The sequence below is a fragment of the Cupriavidus sp. WGlv3 genome, assembly GCF_023952475.1.
In the GTDB taxonomy this organism is placed as follows: domain Bacteria; phylum Pseudomonadota; class Gammaproteobacteria; order Burkholderiales; family Burkholderiaceae; genus Cupriavidus; species Cupriavidus phytorum.
Window position 1 is genome coordinate 1 of record NZ_JALHRX010000080.1, and the last position, 2060, is coordinate 2060.

General features: G+C 55.8%; 2 protein-coding genes. One reads left to right on the forward strand and one right to left on the reverse strand.

Annotated features, from left to right (window positions below; genetic code table 11):
• Positions 1-818 precede the first annotated feature (818 nt).
• Complete coding sequence (locus MKD38_RS30475) at positions 819-1754, forward strand: cation diffusion facilitator family transporter (protein ID WP_012354613.1); 936 nt, start codon at positions 819-821, stop codon at positions 1752-1754.
• Positions 1755-1835: 81 nt separating this feature from the next.
• On the opposite strand, the gene MKD38_RS30480 is transcribed toward MKD38_RS30475, so the two are convergent.
• Positions 1836-2060: hypothetical protein (locus MKD38_RS30480; RefSeq protein ID WP_115671140.1), on the reverse strand; the 225-nt coding region annotated here is incomplete at its 5' end.

Here is a 2060-nt window from a genome sequence, read left to right on the forward strand (position 1 = left end):
CCTTGAGTGGGTGGTAACCTCCAGCGTTGCAAAGCGCTGACGTCTGGTATCATTTTAGTGCAGAAAAAATGGACCGACTCGATAATTTGAATTAGATTTGGCCCAGGTCAATTTCAATCCCGCCGAACACCTTGAAAGAGATTCATTATCGTCCCTACAGGTTCACGATTCGCCTGTATCCGGATGACGCTCTATGCACAGTCGGCTTCCAACTGCAGGAGCTAACTCTCTTCTTCAACATTGTTGATCAGGTCAGAGCCTTGGCAAGAACGGACAACGCAGTGGATGCGACAGATACGCTGCGGTGTTGCGCACTCATTGAGTGCTACTTGGCGACATGTTATGCCCTAAACAGAAATTTTCTGACAGTCCCTACCAGCGATCAGTTCGCTGCGTTCTTGACTAACGTTGTCGCCAATCACATTCCGGGATGACTTCAAGCCAATCAAGTGGAAGTATGACAATCTATCGCGACCGCGGACGCAGCTTACGGCGACAGGTTTGTTGTCTGCGTGGAGGCTTGTCTGGCTGATCGGCTTGCTTTTGACCCACCTCCCGCACCAGGCAGGAGATCCTTCGCGCTTGTGGATGGTGTACTGATTCGCATTTTCTTTGCTTGTGCTGCTCGGTGTTTTCGCGTGGTCAAAGAAGCCTTAAAGGGAAAAGACTAGAATTGGGAAATCGCTTCAAGGATCAATCTTTTAAAAGCAGAGGTGTAGCCCAGCCAATGCAGGACTTTTTTCGTCACCACAAATACGTGATGATCTACTTCCTGTCGCTTTGAGCTATAGTTCCAGGACCAAATCGAAATTCACCAGATGCGTCCCGAACTACCCGAAAACGACGCCAGAAGGCCGACTGACGCACAGGCGCGTTACAGCGCCGGTTGGCGCAGCACGCTTGTCAGCGTGGCGGTCAATATCGGCCTGACCATCGCCCAGGGGGCGGCCGGCATCATCTCCGGCTCGCAGGCGCTGATTGCCGACGCCGCACATTCGCTGTCCGACCTACTTTCAGACTTTGTCGTACTGGCCGCCGGAGCGCAAAGCAGCAAGGATCCGGATGCCGATCACCAGTATGGACACCTGCGGTTCGAGACAGCAGCGTCGCTGGTCCTGGGTGTGCTGCTGCTGACGGCGGCGGCGGGCATGCTGTGGGCAGCACTGGGCAAGCTGCAGCATCCCGCCGGGCCACAGCCGGTTCAGCCAATGGCACTTTGGGTGGCAGTGGTCGCGCTGGCATCCAAGGAGTTGCTGTTCCGCTACATGCTGGCCGTGGCGCGGCGGGTCCGTTCGAGCATGCTGGTAGCCAATGCCTGGCATGCGCACTCGGATGCGGCTTCATCGTTGGTGGTGGCGCTTGGCATCGCCGGCAACCTGCTCGGCTATCACAGCCTCGACCCGATCGCGGCAATGGTAGTGGCGCTGATGGTCGCGCGCATGGGACTGCGCTTCAGTTGGGACGCTCTAAATGACCTGATGGACCGCGCCGCCGACAAAGTAACCGTCGCCGACATTCGCGCCACCATGCTGGGCACGCCCGGCGTGCTCGGCTTGCACGACCTGCGCACCCGCAAGATGGGCGACCAGGTGCTCGTTGATGTCCATCTTGAAGTCGAGGCCACGCTGACAGTGGCACAGGGCCATGCGATTGCCGTCGATGCCCGGCGGCGCACGATGGAGCACCATCGCGTACTCAACGTTATGACTCACGTCGACCCGGTTTACTTTACGAAAACCCTCAAGGCAGAATAGATGTCGCCCTGTTTTTGGGATATCCAAGAAATTAGAGTGTCTTGGTCTCGTTGTCATCGGACCCGGTGGCAGCTTGGGTGTTCAACGGTCATCGAAAAGAGAAATATGACATCGCGTGTTCTCGTTGCTGAGCTGGGTACGCCATGGTAGAAGAAAATCGTATTCCTGATAGGCCATTTGGGAATGATCGCACTCACGCAGTTGGCCCATAAATTCGGACTGAATGGCCATTCCCGTGGAAGTGCACCATCCAAGCGATGTGCCAAACGAGCAAAGTAAATCCTCACAAAAGACGCCGTTAAGACC